Origin of the sequence: Streptococcus sp. IsoGale022 (genome assembly GCF_031142805.1) — a bacterium.
Classification (GTDB): domain Bacteria; phylum Bacillota; class Bacilli; order Lactobacillales; family Streptococcaceae; genus Streptococcus; species Streptococcus sanguinis_A.
Window position 1 is genome coordinate 37,758 of record NZ_JAKZJI010000011.1, and the last position, 15,786, is coordinate 53,543.

General features: G+C 44.8%; 16 protein-coding genes. 5 read left to right on the forward strand and 11 right to left on the reverse strand.

What is annotated here, in order from left to right; genetic code table 11:
- Positions 1-38: 38 nt before the first annotated feature.
- From RG608_RS06990 to RG608_RS07000, 3 genes are all read right to left on the reverse strand, one after another.
- Positions 39-920 carry a helix-turn-helix domain-containing protein gene (locus RG608_RS06990; protein ID WP_268687576.1) on the reverse strand — a complete coding sequence of 294 codons (882 nt, stop codon included), beginning with the start codon at positions 918-920 and terminating at the stop codon, positions 39-41.
- 459 nt (positions 921-1,379) lie between these two features.
- On the reverse strand, positions 1,380-2,276 hold the full coding sequence (gene htpX, locus RG608_RS06995; RefSeq protein WP_268687577.1) for a zinc metalloprotease HtpX: 897 nt from the start codon (positions 2,274-2,276) through the stop codon (positions 1,380-1,382).
- A 1-nt stretch (position 2,277) separates the two neighbouring features.
- On the reverse strand, positions 2,278-2,847 hold the full coding sequence (locus RG608_RS07000; RefSeq protein WP_268687578.1) for a LemA family protein: 570 nt from the start codon (positions 2,845-2,847) through the stop codon (positions 2,278-2,280).
- 153 nt (positions 2,848-3,000) lie between these two features.
- Between RG608_RS07000 and RG608_RS07005 the strand changes: the two genes are divergently transcribed.
- From RG608_RS07005 to rsmG, 5 genes are all read left to right on the forward strand, one after another.
- Entirely contained in the window at positions 3,001-3,618 is a 618-nt protein-coding gene (locus tag RG608_RS07005) for a TetR/AcrR family transcriptional regulator (RefSeq protein ID WP_268687579.1), read from the forward strand.
- A 61-nt stretch (positions 3,619-3,679) separates the two neighbouring features.
- Positions 3,680-4,963: an MFS transporter gene (locus tag RG608_RS07010; RefSeq protein WP_268687580.1), complete on the forward strand. Its 1,284-nt coding sequence runs from the start codon at positions 3,680-3,682 to the stop codon at positions 4,961-4,963.
- A complete protein-coding gene (locus RG608_RS07015) occupies positions 4,938-7,274 on the forward strand; it encodes an FtsX-like permease family protein (RefSeq protein WP_308946771.1) in 2,337 nt (778 codons plus the stop codon). Before RG608_RS07010 ends, RG608_RS07015 begins: the two co-directional genes overlap by 26 nt.
- A 57-nt stretch (positions 7,275-7,331) precedes the next feature.
- Entirely contained in the window at positions 7,332-8,075 is a 744-nt protein-coding gene (locus RG608_RS07020; RefSeq protein ID WP_268687582.1) for an ABC transporter ATP-binding protein, read from the forward strand.
- 81 nt (positions 8,076-8,156) lie between these two features.
- A complete protein-coding gene (rsmG, locus tag RG608_RS07025; protein WP_268687583.1) occupies positions 8,157-8,870 on the forward strand; it encodes a 16S rRNA (guanine(527)-N(7))-methyltransferase RsmG in 714 nt (237 codons plus the stop codon).
- Between the two features lie 85 nt (positions 8,871-8,955).
- Here the strand turns inward: rsmG and RG608_RS07030 are convergent, their stop codons facing one another.
- From RG608_RS07030 to RG608_RS07065, 8 genes are all read right to left on the reverse strand, one after another.
- Positions 8,956-9,807, reverse strand: coding sequence for a CPBP family intramembrane glutamic endopeptidase (locus RG608_RS07030; RefSeq protein WP_268687584.1), 852 nt, complete (start codon positions 9,805-9,807; stop codon positions 8,956-8,958).
- A 19-nt stretch (positions 9,808-9,826) separates the two neighbouring features.
- Positions 9,827-10,663 (reverse strand): energy-coupling factor transporter transmembrane protein EcfT, encoded by an 837-nt coding sequence (locus RG608_RS07035; protein ID WP_268687585.1) that lies wholly within the window; start codon positions 10,661-10,663, stop codon positions 9,827-9,829.
- Positions 10,656-12,341, reverse strand: a complete 1,686-nt coding sequence (locus tag RG608_RS07040) for an ABC transporter ATP-binding protein (protein ID WP_308946772.1) — start codon at positions 12,339-12,341, stop codon at positions 10,656-10,658. The genes RG608_RS07035 and RG608_RS07040 overlap by 8 nt, the downstream gene beginning before the upstream one ends.
- A 9-nt stretch (positions 12,342-12,350) precedes the next feature.
- Entirely contained in the window at positions 12,351-13,112 is a 762-nt protein-coding gene (locus RG608_RS07045) for a nucleoside phosphorylase (protein ID WP_268687587.1), read from the reverse strand.
- 219 nt (positions 13,113-13,331) lie between these two features.
- Positions 13,332-13,592, reverse strand: coding sequence for a SemiSWEET family transporter (locus tag RG608_RS07050; RefSeq protein WP_002898091.1), 261 nt, complete (start codon positions 13,590-13,592; stop codon positions 13,332-13,334).
- Positions 13,593-13,772: 180 nt separating this feature from the next.
- Positions 13,773-14,690 carry a DUF4299 family protein gene (locus RG608_RS07055; protein ID WP_308946774.1) on the reverse strand — a complete coding sequence of 306 codons (918 nt, stop codon included), beginning with the start codon at positions 14,688-14,690 and terminating at the stop codon, positions 13,773-13,775.
- 294 nt (positions 14,691-14,984) lie between these two features.
- Positions 14,985-15,344, reverse strand: coding sequence for a TfoX/Sxy family protein (locus tag RG608_RS07060; RefSeq protein ID WP_268687589.1), 360 nt, complete (start codon positions 15,342-15,344; stop codon positions 14,985-14,987).
- Positions 15,345-15,353: 9 nt separating this feature from the next.
- Positions 15,354-15,767, reverse strand: coding sequence for a VOC family protein (locus RG608_RS07065; protein ID WP_268687590.1), 414 nt, complete (start codon positions 15,765-15,767; stop codon positions 15,354-15,356).
- Positions 15,768-15,786 lie beyond the last annotated feature (19 nt).

A 15,786-nucleotide genomic window follows, 5' to 3' on the forward strand; every position in this document is an offset into this window, starting at 1 on the left:
TACCCTTATTTTAGTACATTTTTAGAAATGAGTCTATTTTATTTGCACATCTGCAACTGCGAAAGGCAAATTCTTTCAAACTGTGCTTTGAGCTTCTGGGCAACACCGAAGGAATCTAAAAATTCCAAAAAAGCTAGGCATTGCTCAATATCACTCAGAGCATGGCTATTCCCAACCTTATAGGAATAAAGAGCTCTGTGATATTTAATCAGCATCCGTTCATAGAGATCTGTCTCAGGGATTTTAGAATGGTCAAGATAATTTAGGAATCTCATAGCAACCAGCAAATGATTTCCCTCTATGCAGACGCTGATAACATTAAGCAGCATCTTGATAATACGCCGGCGATTCTCTGGTAGGTCATTATAAAACTGGGTCCGATTAATCATCTCACTAGCAAAGGTTTCCAGTGTTTCTAAGGTCAGCAAATCAACACTGTTAGTAAAGAGCCATAGCTCATAACGGCCCCATTCCTCGACAGAAAAGAGATAATCGGTCAGAAATTCTATATCTTTCTTGCTAATCTGAAAATCTGGACTGCAGGAAGACAGGACTGCCCTAACAACAATTGTATTGAGCCTATAATTCTTCTTCTCAGGGAATTTTTCGACCAAAGCTTCCGAGCCAGCCAAAATATTTTGGAGCTTGACGACATTGTTTTCCTGATAAGCATCAGCTACTTTTTTTGAGAAGAGCGCATCATCTGCCTCAATGTAGTTATGATAAACATACTGGAACTCGTCTAGAGAAACGGCCATATTCTTCAAGCAGCAATAAAAAGAATCAAGCGTGATACCGCTGACTCCCCGCTCAAAACGGGACAATTGAGCTACTGAAATATCTCCGGCTGCCGCCTCTTTAAGAGACATATTTTTTGATTCTCTAATGACTTTGAAAATTTTTCCAAATGTTTTCAACATACCGAACCCCCGGTTTCATATATGCAATAAAATTTTTTACTAAATTTAATATACTAGTAATATATTTCTTTTTTATTACAGAAAAATTACTTTATATTTCTAAATAATACAAATAGATTAATTTGAGCAATAAAACAACTCAATATAGTGATTTTTTCTGAAAATTTTCTGTTTTTCAAGAAAATGCTAATTTTATCAGAAAGTCAGAAGGGTTCAACCTGACAACTTGAAAACACTGAATTTTCTAAAGGTAGCTTCCGTACTTATACAAAAATAAACTTGGATAATCTAAGATTTATAGACGGCTGAAATAAAATTGTAACACAATCTGAGTGAACATCTTTTAGACATGAGTTAAAGGAAGCAAAATGAAAAGGACTTAGCCCTGTCCAATGCAGAACTAAATCCTTTTACTAGTTGTTTATCTAACTTTTGGAAATAATTTAAGTTTCCCTGCTTTTACATCTGTCTCAAGCGCTCCACTCGTTCTGAGATAGGAGGGTGCGTATAGAAGAGTTTCTTCAATCCGCCTTCTTTTTTAGGATCGCTGATATAGAGAGCTGCACTTGCATCATCGACATGATGCTCCATAGGCTCGCTGCGATCCAGCTTGAGTAGGGCATTAATCATACCTTGCGGATTGCGGGTCAGCTCTACACTGGAAGCATCAGCCAGAAACTCCCGCTGACGAGAAATGGCCAACTGCACCAAGGTAGCTGCCAGAGGAGCTAAAACGATAGCAATCAATGATACGATAAGGAGAATAATTCCCAAACCACTATCGTTATCTCGATCATTACTACTGCGCCGTCCGCCACCAAACCACATCATCCGCCCAGCCAGGCTAGACAACAGGGTAATAGCACTGGCCAAAGCCACAGCAATCGTTGAAATTCGGATATCGTAATTGCGAATATGACTGACTTCATGACCAATCACTCCCTCAAGCTCCTCACGATTCATGATTTGCAAGATACCTGTCGTTGCTGCGACAGCTGCATTTTCAGGCTTAGAGCCGGTAGCAAAAGCATTGGGAGAGGGATCCTCTACGATATAGACACGTGGCATAGGAATCTGAGCGACCATGGCCATATCTTGAACAATATGATAGAGTTCAGGTGCTTCCTGCTCAGAGACCTCGCGAGCCCCATTCATAGCCATGACAAACTCTGTAGACTGAAAAATCATCACTCCGGCATAAATCGCTCCGATGATCAAGGCTAGCAAGACACCACCTACCGCAGAGCGCAGCCAGAGATAGCCAATAGCTGCTCCAAGGAGAGCCAAGAGACCGAAAAAAGCGATAAGGAGGAGCCAAGTCCTCCTTTTATTGCTGGCAATTTGATCAAATAGCATCTTAGTCACCTAGTCCAGTACTGCCAAAGTCAACTTTTGGCACAGCCTTTTCTTCTTCTGGTGTCTTGAGGAAGTCAGCAGCTTTAAAGCCAAACATTCCTGCAACAATATTGCTTGGGAATGTTTCCAACTTCACATTGTAGTTGCCAGTTACTGAATTATAAAGCTGACGAGAATAAGCAATTTTATTTTCAGTATTGGTCAGCTCTTCCTGCAACTTCAAGTAGTTGGTATTTGCTTTCAGATCTGGATAGCTTTCAGCTACTGCAAAGATTCCAGAAATCTGACGAGAAAGGGCGTCGCTGGCTTGCATGGCTTCGGCTGGTGAAGCAGCTGAAGCTACCTGGTTGCGCAGTTGTGTTACCTTTTCCAAGGTTGCCTGCTCGTACTTGCCATAGCCTTTGACCGTTTCCAAGAGGTTAGGAATCAGGTCATTACGGCGTTTGAGCTGCACATCGATCTGACTCCAAGCTTCTTGAGTCTGCATACGGCTTTTAACCAAGGTATTGTAAGCACCAACAACGAAGAATGCTAAAACCGCGACAATAATAAGAACAATAATAAAAGTCATGATATACTCCTTCAATTTTGATTAGACTTATTATATCAAAAAATAGTGGAACTGTCTTTATTCTTGACATGGATTTAGAAAAGATGTATGATAAAGGAAAGAATAAACCGACAGTCGGTCGAATAAAATTTTACTATTAAAAAGGATGCAAACATGGCCAATAAAAAAGACTTTATCTTAGATACCGCTCAGGAGCTTTTTATGGAGCAAGGCTTTGACCAGACCTCTATCTCCCAGATTTTAGAAGCGACTCAAATCGCTCGCGGTACTCTCTACTATTACTTTTCTTCTAAGGAAGAGATAATGGATGCCATCATTGAGCGAACCATTGAAGGAGCATTTACGGCTTCTCAAGCCTTTGCTGATAATCGTGAACTGACTGTTCTGGAGCGCTTGGCTGGTAGCATGGATGCACTGAATCTCAATCATCAAGAGGGAGAGAAAGTGCTGCTACATCTCAATCAGCCGCAAAATGCACTCCTGCACGAAAAGACCAATCAAATTCTTCTTGAACGGGCACCTCAGATTCTCCTCCCCATCATCCAAGACGGTATTGCTGCTGGAGATATGAGGACCGACTATCCCTACGAAAGCCTGGAAATGATTCTTACTTATTCACTACAAGCTTTTGGCAGCAGTTTTCAGGCTCTCCCTCCAGAAAAACAGCATCAAAAACTGCAGGCTTTTCTCTATCTTTTAGAAACTCTTTTTCAAAGCCGGCAAGGCTACTTCAATCCCTTTCTAGACTTGATTCAGACTCAAAGCAGCTAGAAAAATAAGCACTAGATTCACTATTTATACTTACTTGACGTCATAAGATTAGGAGGCAATTATGAAACAATCAGGCTTTAGACTCTTTTTATTGATTTGGATTGGAAGCCTCATCTCGGAAATCGGCTCTGGTATGACTTCTTTCGCTTTAGGAGTTTATATCTTCCAGCTGACCGGTTTGGTTTCTGTTTCTTCTTTTGTTACTCTTTGTGCTTTTCTACCCGGTCTTTTGGTCACCCCTCTAGCTGGAATTCTGGCAGATCGCTATGACCGAAGATTGCTGATGGCTCTGGGAGATGGTCTGTCAGGCTTAGGAGTTCTCTGGATTTACTTTAGTCTGAAAAATCCTGCTTTGATTTTTATCTGTATCGGAGCTGCCATTAGCTCACTCTTTTCAGCCTTGGTCAATCCGGCCTTTCGAGCTACGATTTCCGACTTGCTGCCTGAAGACCAGTTATCAAAAGCAACTGGTTTGTCCCAGATTAATGGCATTGCCCGCTATCTGATTTCACCAGCCTTAGCTGGAATGATTTTGGCGAGTGGACATATCAGCACGATTCTGTTGCTGGATTTTTCGACCATTTTCGTGACAGTGGCCTGCACCTTGCTCGCTCGTAGAGCCATTCACACACAAGTTTATAGCAGCGACAGTCGTTTCTGGGCTGATTTCCTTAAAGGTTTTCAAATCGTCTATGGAAAAAAAGGCATCTGGATTTTAGTCCTAGCTGGAACAGGCTTTTCCTTCTTTTTGGGAACAGTCCAAATCCTGCTTTCTCCCTTGGTGCTGGCTTTCGCAGACGCCAAAACAGCCGGCTGGGTGATGACCATCTCTAGCAGTGGTATGCTGATAGGAGGGTTGATTCTGGGATTATTTGCTATAAAAAAACACTTCCATCGTATTCTCTGCCTCTCTCTATTTCTATTGGGGCTCTTCATGGTTGGGCTGGGCATGAAGGAGAGCTTCATCTGGATTTGCAGTTTTGGCTTTCTCCTCTTTACTGCCCTGCCTTTCGCCAATACAGCTATCGACTATCTGGTGCGCATCAATATTAACAAAGCCGATCAAGGTAAGGTCTGGGGAACCATTGGGATTATTTCTCAGCTGGGCTATGTGCTAGCTTATGCCGGCATGGGTTGGGTAGCAGATACCCTTTTCAAGCCCTCACTGACTTACTTTGGCTGGCTGGCAAATTCTGTCGGAAAAATCATCGGTGTTGGAGGAGGCAGAGGCTACGGTCTGCTCTTTATCCTATCCGGTATCTCTATCAGCATCGGTTCTTATCTGCTCTCCCGAGCACGTTCAGTAAAGGAGCTGGAATATGTTTCAACGCTTGATAAGAAATGATCTAAAAGAAAATAAAATCAGCATGTTGGTCATCGGGCTTTTCCTGCTTCTGACTCTGACTCTGAGTTTTGCAGCTACACGCCTGACCGTCAGACTCACTAGCTCAATTGAGCGCTTTGTAGAGACAGCCAAAAGCCCTCACCTGCTACAGATGCACAGCGGAAGCGTCGACCGAGAACGTCTGAAAAACTTTGTCCAGCAGCATCCGGAAATTGCCTCTTGGCAGCTGACAGACTTTGTCAATGTGGAAGGATCAGCCATCCGCATCAATGAGAAAGACTCACTTCAGGACAGCTCTCAGGATAATGGCTTTTCCAGTCAAAACCAAAACTTTGACTTCTTACTGGATCAGAATAACCAGCCAGCCCAGCCTCAGCTGGGTCAAGTATATATTCCGCTCTACTACTACAACAGCGGTAAAATCAAGATTGGTGACAAAATAAGCGTCGGCAGTCTCCAGCTGACTGTCAAGGGCTTTATCCGCGATGCCCAGATGAATGCAGGTCTGGTATCCTCCAAGCGCTTCCTCATCTCGCAGGCTGATTTGCAGACTCTGAAAAAAGAAGCATTTGCATCTAATGAGAACCTGATTGCTTTTCGAGTACATAAGCTTAGCCAGATCTCTAGCATTGAGCAGGCCTATAAAAATGCAGAGCTTGAGTCCAACGGGCCGCCTATGATTACCTATCCGACCATCAAGATGATTAATGGCTTCAATGATGCTCTCGTCATCCTAGTCATGGGACTGCTGGTTGTGGCCATTATTGGCATCACCTTTCTCTGCATGCGCTTTTCCCTCTTGACCAAGATTCAAGAAGAACTGCAGCAGATTGCCGTTATGAAGATAATGGGGCTGCCCCAAAGCTTTATCAGCAGGGTCTACCTGACCAAGTATTATTTCTGCCTGGCTCTGGCAACCATCATAGGATGGGGACTATCCTTTCTTCTGAGTTCTCCTTTTAAAAAGCAGATGGTATTGTCTATGGGGCAAAGCCCGACGCCCTTCTATAGCTATCTTTTGGAAATGCTAGTGGCTCTGCTGCTCTGTCTCTTGGTCTTCTGGCTGACTGCCCGTCCTCTCAGCTCTTTTAAGAAAATGACCCCCGGCCAAGCTTTAAGATTAGCTTCTTCCAACAGTCTGACCGAGACTCGTTCTACTCCCAAAATGGGTTTACCGACTATCCCCTTCTCAGACAGACCCTATTTCGCCCTGAAAACGATTCTCAGTCATAAGAAACTATATTTGACTATCTTGTTCATTGTCAGTTTGATTAGCCTGCTTATCCTGCTGCCAGCCAGTCTCTACAGCACTGTGATGGACAAGAACTTCATCCAGTATGTGGGAGCTGGTCAGGCAGATGTGTTGATTGATATTTCTCAGACTGAAGATATTGATACCAAGGCTTCCCAGCTTCTAAAAGAACTACAGGCAGACAAGGATATCGCAGAGATTAATCAGTACCAAAGCCAGAATTTCTCCTATCAAGACCAGCAAGGTCAGACCCAGCAGTTGCGGGTAACTCTGGGAAACCATGCAGGATTTCCAGTCAAATACAGCCAAGGCCGCTATCCTAAAAACGAGGATGAAATTGCCCTATCCAAGCTGCAGGCAGAAGAACTCAAGCTAAAAGTAGGAGATAACTTGACTTTGAATATTGATGGCCAAGCAAGGAGACTAAAAATAGTCGGTATCTACTCAGACCTGACCTACGGCGGTAAGACCGCCAAGGCTGTCTTTGTGACAAAGCAGGCTCAAACGCTCAATAGTCTGACGACCATCCGTCTTAAAGATGCTAGCAACAAAGCTAAAAAAATCAACGATTGGAAAAAACACTATTCCAACTATAAATTAACCGACATAGAAGACTTTTTCCATCAGACTTTTGATGACACTCTAGCCATGCTCCGCCTGATTCAGACCAGCGTTTTCCGGACAGGACTCATCATTGTCTTCATCCTTATGACCCTCTTTGTCTATATGATTTTCACTAAGGACCAAGCTGACTTGGCACTTTATCGGATGCTGGGATTTGGCAGTGAACGACTCAGGAGCCACTACCTGCTCGCTGTCTGCTTCATCTTGATGCTGGCTTTGGCAATAGCCGACCTGCTGCTCCTTAGTCTAGGGCAAGAAGTCTGCAGTCTGCTGCTCAGCAGCTTCGGTATCAGCAAACTCCAGCTCATCATCAATAAGTCCCTTACTTTTCTATGGACACCGCTGGCTCTGCTTCTTAGCGGACTGACAGCAGCACACATCAGTCTCCGAGCTCTGAACAAGCTGGAAATTGGTCGCTATCTCAAGGAACATTGACCTTAAGCAGATAGCTTCCGAGCACTTAGCATTTATTCTACATCCGAGGAGAAGCCTATGTTATTAGAAGCACATAACCTCAGCAAAAGCTATCAGGAAAATCAGGAGCCCATTCTCCGTGATTTGTCGCTGGAGATTGAAAGCGGCCAATTCATCGCCATCATGGGACCGTCTGGCTGCGGGAAATCCACTCTTCTCAATCTTTTGTCCACCATTGACAAACCTGACCAAGGACAGATTCTTTACCAGGGACAGGACTTGCTGGCCATGAAAGACAAGGACTTAGACCGCCTTCGCAGAGAGGCTTTTGGCTTTGTCTTCCAGCAGGCAACTTTCCTGAAAAATCTCAATATCCTAGACAATATCTGCCTACCGAGTATTATTGGTAAGAAAGGCAGTGAGCGAAAGGCAGCCTATGAGCGAGCCAAGGAGTTAATGGCTCTGACCGGAATTAAGGACATTGCCAACCGCTCTATCCATCAGGTATCGGGCGGCCAGCTCCAGCGAGCTGGCATCTGTCGGGCTCTCATGAACCAGCCTCGAATCATTTTTGCTGACGAGCCGACAGGAGCCCTCAACTCTCAGGCTGGCCGTCAAGCTATGGAACTCATGCAGCACTTCCACCAGCAGGGCGCAAGCATTCTCCTAGTGACGCATGATGCCAGCGTGGCGACCTATGCAGACAAGGTCCTGCTTATTTTAGATGGCAAGATAAAAAAAGAAGTTCTATTTGACCAAACCGCTAATCAGGATGAGCGGCGCCAGCTGCTCTTGGCAGAGCTCAATCAGATTGGCATATAAGAAAAGAGGCCCTTCGGCAGAATGCCGGGGTCTCCTTTTTATGATATAATAGGATGAATACTGACAAACAAGGATGAAACTATGACATCGCAAGAATTTTACCAGCTATTAAGCCAGCAGGGGTTCGAACTGACTGACCGCCAGAAAGACCAGTTTGAGCGTTATTTTCAACTTCTGGTCGAATGGAATGAAAAAATCAATCTCACAGCTATCACCGAGAAAAATGAAGTCTATCTCAAGCATTTCTATGATTCAATTGCCCCCGTTTTGCAAGGCCTGATCGATAATCAAGAGCTTAAGCTGCTGGATATCGGAGCCGGTGCTGGCTTTCCCAGTCTCCCTATGAAAATCATCTGCCCTCAGCTGGATGTGACTATCATTGACTCGCTCAATAAACGAATCAACTTCCTCAAACTGCTGGCTGAAGAGCTGGAGCTGGACAAGGTTCACTTCTACCACGGTCGCGCAGAAGACTTTGCTCAGGACAAGGCTTTTCGGGCTCAATTTGACCTGGTCACTGCCCGTGCAGTCGCTCGCATGCAGGTCCTATCTGAACTGACCGTTCCCTATCTGAAAGTTGGCGGGAAGCTTTTGGCGCTCAAGGCTTCTAATGCTCCAGAAGAACTGGAAGAAGCCAAAAATGCCCTGAACCTGCTCTTTAGCAAGGTCCAGGACAACCTCAGCTATGCCCTGCCAAACGGTGACCCTCGCTTTATTACGGTGGTGGAAAAGAAGAAAGAAACTCCCAATAAATACCCCCGCAAAGCCGGCATGCCCAATAAAAAGCCATTATAAGAAGAAAAGCAAGCAATTCAGTGATTGCCTGCTTTTTAAATGCTTCGTTGAGATAAGTCGAAAAGAAAACTGAGGTATAAAGAACTCAATGGCGCGACCGCTTTCGTGTTTGATAGTAGATTAAAAGCACTAAAAATGACAAGGTCTGAGCCACGGTGATTCGAAGACTCAGCAGCTGATCCGTTCCGTTTTTTGATAGGACATGAAGCAGATTAACCACCGTGTTATTAACAAAATGAACAGCCATGCCCATATAGAGACTGCCCGTCATCTTAGCCATAAGAGCAAACTGAAGACCAATCAGAAAACTAGTGAGAACTAAGATCAAACTATTAACCCAGAAGCCTGTCAAGCTCATTTCGCCATCAAGCAGACTTCTAAAGGGTGCCATGATATGCCAGAAACCAAAAAGGAGACTGGAAAAAAGAGCTGCTTTTATAAAGCTGTATTTTCTTTCAAAAACTTTTTGAAAAAGTCCACGGAAGATTCCTTCTTCCATGAGGACATTGATGAGATTGCCAGACAGACAGATCAATAGAAAAAGAAGGCCCCTTTGCTGGCCGATATTGCCATTGACTGAATAAGCAGATACATAAAAATCAAGCCCCATAAAATTTCCTTGACTGAGCAACACAGCGATTTCTACCAGATAAGCTAAAGCAAAAAATAGACTCCCCCAGATTAGACCTAGACTAACACGACGGAACAAGTTTTTTGTCCCCAAGCCAATTTGTTTGAAATTCAGGCCGTAAAAACGCAAAGCTGGGACCAGGAGTAGCATCCCTAGGAGTTTGTGGACAAAAGATTCTCCCCAGAATGTCTGATCCGTCCTCAAAATCATATATTCTGCAATCCGCAGAATACAGCAAACCAAATAAATAATCAAAACAACTTGAATCTGTCGGACATATTGGTCTTTAATTCTTTTTATTTTCATACTTTCTTACTCCCCTTTCCTACCTCCACGGATTATAAAAGCGACCGTGATTGACTGCGAAGAGGGCAAAGCAGAGCAATAGAAAGATGACTGCCAGTGTCAGCACTAGCATATCTCGTTTGCTTAGAGCCTGATAGGTATACCAGGTGCGTTTTTTATTCTTACCGAAACGGCGCAGCTCCATGGCTGTAGCAATGGTATTGATGCGCTCTAGTGAGCTGAAAATCAGCGGAATGATAATCTGCAGATTTCCTTTCACGCGCTGAGCCAGTTTGGCTTTCTTGGATAATTCCTGCCCGCGCGCTTCCTGAGACATCCTGATGAGGAAGAATTCTTCCTGCAAATCTGGAATATAGCGGAGCGTCAGACTGACCGCGTAAGCAATTTTATAGGAAATACCAAGCTGATGAAGGCTGGAAGCAAACTGACTGGGATGGGTTGTCATAAGGAAAATCACTGCCAGAGGAATAGTCGAAACATACTTGAGCAGGAGATTAAAGAGGTAGAACAGCTCCTGAGCTGTTAGATTATAAGCTCCCCATCCGGTCCAGAGGACATCTTTGGCTCCATAGATATCGACACCATACTGAGGGGCAAAAAGATAGACCATCACTAAGTTAAGAGCAGCAAAGGATGCCGCAAAGACTAAAACAAATGAAATGTCTCGGATGCGAATATGGGACAGCCGAAAGAGGCAGAGGGACAGCAGGGCTAGCCCCAGCAAAAAGCGAGTATCATAGCTAATCATGGCTGCCACCGATACCAGAACGAAGAACAGCATCTTGCTGGCACCAGACAGACCATGAAGAGATGTCTCGCCTGCATGGTAGCCGATTAATTTTCGCTGATTAAGCATGCTTGTCCTCCTTTTCTCGCATATAAAACTCGGTCAAAGCCAGAGGGTCGGCCCCAATCTTCTCAGCCAGAGCAAAGATTGACGTTTCCTTTAGATGAGCCGCCGCAATCAACTCTTGATCTGTCAGCACCTGCGCAGGCGCCTTATCGGCTAAAATCTGACCATCCACCACAACCACTGCCCGGTCTGAGTAATCCAGCATCAGCTGCATATCGTGGGTAATCATGATAATCGTATGTCCCTGCTGGTTGAGCTCATCTAGAAAGTCCATCATCTCTGTATAATGGCGCTGGTCCTGACCAGCTGTCGGCTCATCCAAGAGGATAATCTCCGGATTCAGCACCAAGATAGACGCAATGGTCACCCGCTTCTTCTGGCCAAAAGACAGGGCCGAAATCGGCCAACTACGAAATTCATAGAGTCCACATGTCTTAAGAGCTGCATGGACCCGCTCTTCGATTTCCGCTTCTGCCAGTCCGCGCAAGCGCAAGCCTAAGGCCACTTCATCAAAAATCATGGCTGCCGAAATCATCTGATTGGGATTCTGCAGGACATAGCCAATCCGCTCAGCTCGCTCCTTTATAGAGTCTCCTTTGATGTCCTGACCTTTCCAGCTATAGCTTCCTTCAGTCTCGATAAACTGACAGAGAGCCTTGGCCAGAGTTGACTTGCCAGCTCCATTTTTACCAACGATGGCTATCCGCTCACCCTTGAAAATCTTCAGGCTCATATCCTGCAAAATAGGCTTGCCGCCGCTCTGGTAAGCAAAAGACACCTGCTCCAGTTCCAGTAAGGGCTCCTGAGGCTCTTTGTCAGGGTCAGACCAGTTTCTGCCCTCAAAGGTCACATCTGCCAACTGCAGCTGATTCAAGTGGGACAATCCCTCAGTCTTTTCCACATCAACACCCAGCTGGCGTAGGGTCGTAATGTAGAGCGGTTCGCGGATGCCATTTTCAGCTAGCAGCTGGGTTCTGAGCAGGTCATCCGGCTGTCCATTAAAGAGAATGCGTCCGTCATTGATAAGCACTAGCCGGTCTACTGGCCGATAGAGAACATCTTCCAAACGATGCTCGATAATCAGAGTTGTCGTTTCCGTCTCCCGATGAAGCTGATCAATCAAATCAATGGTATCCTGACCTGACTTGGGATCCAGGTTGGCCAAGGGCTCGTCAAAGAGCAGAATAGGACCCTCGTCAATCAAAACCCCAGCCAGACTGACGCGCTGCTTTTGACCGCCCGATAAATCCTGGGGCCGATGCTGCAAAAGCTCAGCTAGATCCAGCTTCCCAGCCCAAGCTTGAACTTTTTCGCGCATAAGCGACAGCCCCATGACGTCATTTTCCAGCGCAAAGGCCAAATCTTCTGCTACGCTAAGCCCAATAAACTGGCCATCCGTGTCCTGCAAGACTGTGCTGACTAGATTGGACTTATCATAAATGCTGGATTCAAAGGCTGGCTGCCCCTTAATCAAGAGATGACCGCTGGCCTCTCCTTTATAAATGTTGGGGATAATCCCATTGAGGCACTGGCCCAGCGTTGACTTCCCAGAGCCAGACGGCCCGACAATCAAAACCTTCTCTCCCTCGTAAATAGTCAGGTTAATCTGCTTCAGGGTCGGCTCAGACTGGGCCTGATATTGAAAGCTAAAGTCTTCAAATTGGATAATTGGTTTTTTCATCTTATTTCTCTATAGTGCCAGAGCGATCTGAATCGCGAGATTGGCAATTTTATCTTTTTCGTCTAAGTCAGCGTGGTTAGCCAGATTGCGCATATCCCAAGCTTCCTCTGACAAGTGGTCAGCTGCATAGAAGAACTGGCAGACGGTTATCTCTCGAAAAGCTGCTAAAGCCGCTACAGCTGAGCATTCCATATCCACACAGATAGCTCCCTCAGCCTTTCTCTGGCGGAGTTTAGCCACCGTCTCACGGTAAATGCCGTCTGTCGTCCAGACCTTGCCCTTGCGATGGGAAATACCGCGCTCATCCAGAAAAGCCGTCAAAAAATCTTTCAGGCCAAGATTGACTTCCTGCTCACGGCTAGTTGGCTGGTAGTGATAGCTAGTCCCCTCATCTCGCAGGGCCTCCGTCGGGATAATGACGGACGTTTCCTTAATCTCCTCATCCAAGATGCCACAAGTACCGAAAAGCACCAGCTTCTTCATGCCAAAAGCAATCAGGTCTTCCAGAATAGCTACACAGGCCGAAGCTCCAACCGGTGCATTAAAAAGAGCCAGTTCCCGTCCATCCACTAAGACCCGATAGATAGGAATTTCAATATTTGCCATGCTGGTCGTCGTAATCAGTTCATGCTCAAAATCCGCTAGCATCCGCGCAAAAGTCTCTCTGGCAAAGCAGGAAACAGCCGTCTCCGGAAATCCTTCTATGGATTCATTCAAATCTTTTGGGTTGATGATGGCCTTGCGATTGTTGTCAAATTCTTCAAGTATCATAGGCGCGCTCTCTTATCCCTTTCTTCCTGATGAAACAGCCAGCAGTTCTCTGCTGACTTCATCTTACCATTGTATCATAAAAAGACGGTCTGCTGAACGCTACCTGCATATTTTCTACATAGCCAAAGCCATAGGCAGGCTCTATAGCTACAAGTGAAGTGAATACTTTGTCCAATGATTTTCCAACAAAAAAGACTGGGCATAACTCCCAATCTCGTCTTACATAAGGGCTGTAGCAGCAGTAATCAAGCCAAATACGATGCCCGGCATATTAGCCGCTGCCAAAGGAATGTCCCGCTTCTCTTTAAATAGACCATAAATGACCCAGAGAGTACAGTTTAGAGCAGCTACTGAAGGCTGGATAAAGTCACCCTTATTGCCAGCTAGATTATTCATAATCTGAGGGATATAGGAAACATACATCATAACAGACATAAAAGTGGCCACCCAGCCCAAGATTAGCATGTGTTTTTCTTTCATTTCGTTCTCCTTTTTATAAAACTGACCTCTATTCTATAGCTTCTTTTTGAAATTTTCAAGATATTTTCAATAATGTTATCAAAAAGAAAAGAGTCACAAAATTGTGAGAACTGCTGACAGACCTAAAAAAGCCGCCTTTTGGCAGCTCTGTTAAGATTCAAAAGGTAAATTTTCCTAGCGCTAAAACTTCGGTTCTCCCTCTGGAAGCTGGTCCAAAATAGCTTCCAGTTCCAGCCGATTGAGTGGCTGAATCCGGATCTGGCTGGAATCCAGATAGGTGCGGTGAGTATCTGGAATCTTTTCCAAAAAAGCTTTTAAATCCTTTGTTGTCAAGTATTTATAGCCCTGCGGGCTGCTGGCATCCTCTATCAGGGTATGAAGATGCCATTCCATGTCTTGACTAGCACCGCTCTCAATCATCTCTTTAACCAAGTAGCCCTTGGGCATGGGCTGAGTTGGAAGGACTGTATCCACTCCTTCTGCCAGAACATAAGAACCCAGGTATTTCCCACCCTGATCCTTATAATACTTAGGAGTAGAAAATTGACTCTGAACCTGCTGCATCTCGGCCATCTGCCTGCCAAACTCCTCCACAGGATCTTCAGCCTTGAATAGTTCCAGAAGTTTTTCCTGCGACATGTACAAATCATGGGCATAACCTTCGAAAACATGCATAGGCGCAGCTGCCACTCTGGCATCGTTCAGGCCATAGAGAATATCCGCTTCAAAATCAATATTAAAAATCCCGTCAGCAGTGTAAGTATTGCCGTATTCATCGACAATATCCTGCTTCATCTTCTGAGCCAAACGACTCATAAAGAGAATAGCCCCTTTCCAATCACCTACCGTCGATGGTGTCAAGACGCGGACCTGATAGGTTTCCCGGTCTGGCAGATAATAAACTTCAAACCCACGGCCTGCCCCTTCCCAATAGACAGCCAGAAAAGTTCCGACCTGATCCAAGGATTGATAAGCCTTATCGCCCTCGAGGCCTACGACCTCCAGCCCTTCCACCAAAGAAACTAGAGACAGGGGTGTCTCGACGGCCTTATAGCTAAACAAGCCCTTTCGGTTCTGAATGTAAAAAGAAATACTCATACCATGCTCCTTTCTAACGACAAAAGCCTTTCAGAAAGCGAGAAAATGCAAAATCAAAACTCAATACTGGTACAAACTAGCTTTTCTCCAAGACTTTTAGGGATAACCCCCATTCGCAAAACGGACTCTGGTATTAGTATAACATTTTTGGAAGAAAAAGACGAAAAAACCTGTATCCATGAAGAGACTCTCCGATTGAAAGCTGCATCAATACAGATTCTAAGAATATATTTGAATTTCATAAAAAGGTAATGAATAAACTTCTAAGAAAGCAAAACTCATTCTGAGTACTTCTTACTTTTTATCCTGCTGCGTCAGCTCCTGATTGTAGGACAAAGCTAGCTTGATCCAGTAAGACAGTTCCTTTTGTCCTTCGCCATCTAAATCAATATAGCCATGATAAAGCCTACCCTTCATCACTGTGACACTAGCACCATTTTTAGGCAGAACCTGCTGTTCCATTTCCTTACCGATGCGTATCATGATAAGCTCTTGACTTCTCGAACTCACAGTAACGGTCATCTTACCTCGAACCATAAAAGCCAAGCCACCAAACATCTTTTTCTCTTCTACCTCTTCTTCAAAAACACAAGAAGGAAGTTCAGTAGCTAAAATGGTACGGACTTGCTGGGCTAAGGATTCACTATAAGCCATCCTTCTACCTCATTTCATCACATCCCAGCCGATACCAAAACGGTCAATCAAGCGACCATAAAACTCTGCGAAAGCTTGTTCCTCTAAAGGATAGAGAATTTGTCCACCTTCAGCAAGCTTAGCAAAGAGCTCATCGGCTTCTTCTCTACTATCTGGACTCAGAACCAACCATTGATTGGGCTGATGATTGCTAGGAATAGATAGGTCATTAAAAACACCTACATCCTCACCATGCAGAGTTAAGTTTTCCGTATCTAAGGCAATCCAGGCAACCTTATCCCGTTTTGCTGCAGGAAGGTCAGCTGGATCCATCATATCACTGGCTCGGACAAGTCCCTTTATCTCTGTCTGAAAAAGATCTGCATAAAAACGAAAAGCTTCTTCGGCCTGACCATTGAAACTTAAAAACACGTCTAATTTCATTATTGTTCCTCCAATTTTT